This is a genomic window from Streptomyces sp. NPDC040622, assembly GCF_055593965.1.
In genome coordinates this window covers 1-1118 of the sequence record NZ_JBVIXD010000039.1, presented here as the reverse complement: position 1 = coordinate 1118, position 1118 = coordinate 1, and the positions used below count along the sequence as shown (strand labels likewise).

Here is a 1118-nt window from a genome sequence, read left to right as displayed (position 1 = left end):
TCGTGGCTGGTCCACACGGTGGGCTCGACGACGTCACGGCCCGCGGCGCGTTCGCGCCAGCCCAGGTGCTCGACGATGTCGCCGGCGGCCATGTAGCCGGTCAGGATGCGCAGCGGGTCCGCCCGGCGGCTGTGCGCGTCGGGTTCGGGGCCGTTGACCATGTGGCCGCGGAAGACGGGCAGTTCGACGCCGTCGATGTGTTCGGTGGGCTTGGAGCGGGGTTTGGCGAACTGTCCCGCGATGCGGCCCACCCGCAGGACGGGCCGGCCGGTGATCAGGCCGAGCTGGCCGGCCAGCAGGTCCAGCAGGGCGGCCTTGCGGGCGACCTGGACGGGGGTGCATTCCTGGGGGTCCTCGGCGCAGTCCCCGGACTGCAGGATCAGGGCCTGGCCCTGGGCGACCTTGCCCAGCAGGGTGCGCAGGGTGGCCAGGTCGTCGCCCTGGACCAGTGCGGGCCGGCCGGCGAGTGCGCCGGTGACCCGTTCCAGCTGGGAGAGGTCGCTCCAGTCGGGCTGCTGCAGGGCCCCGCGGACACGAATGTCCCGTATCACGTCTTCCATGACGTACTCCGTTCCAGCGGTGAAAAGAATTTCAGGTGGGAATGCCGGTGCGCTTGATTTCCGGCACCGGAATGCCGAGCGCACGCAGCTGCTGGAACGGATTCATGAACTCGCGATTACGCTTGATCTTGCCCTCCTCCAGCTCGAAGGAATGCAGGAAATGGTTCTCGTAATAGCCTTCCGGGTAGTCACCGAAGAGGATCTTCCCGCGGCCGTCGCACTCCACCCAGATATGATTCGGGTCCTGCGTCTCGAAAATCTGGATGTTGTACCACTCCCAGTCCGGGAAGCAGCCCAGCGACCACACCGCATGCTCGGCGAGCCGGTCCCGGCCCACCGTCTCCACCGGCGCACCGGTGTCCGTGGTCCACAGCCCGCCCCGGCCGTCCTCGGTGAACAACTCGTGCCGGCGCAGCCGGTCCTGCCCCCGGGTATGCATGTACCGCTCGACCGTGGCCCGATTGGCCCGACGCAGCTCCACCGCGTCACCAAACCCAGCACCCGGCACGGAATCAGACATGAGTGTCCCCTTCATGTATATCGAGAGAAATACGGGGG

2 protein-coding genes are annotated in these 1118 nt (G+C 67.5%); both read right to left on the bottom strand.

What is annotated here, in order from left to right:
- The coding region (locus ACZ592_RS40320) for a 3-deoxy-7-phosphoheptulonate synthase (protein ID WP_471586759.1) at positions 1-560 on the bottom strand (560 nt) is incomplete at its 3' end.
- 31 nt (positions 561-591) lie between these two features.
- Positions 592-1080, bottom strand: a complete 489-nt coding sequence (locus ACZ592_RS40315) for a PhzA/PhzB family protein (protein WP_471586758.1) — start codon at positions 1078-1080, stop codon at positions 592-594.
- Between the last annotated feature and the right edge of the window lie 38 nt (positions 1081-1118).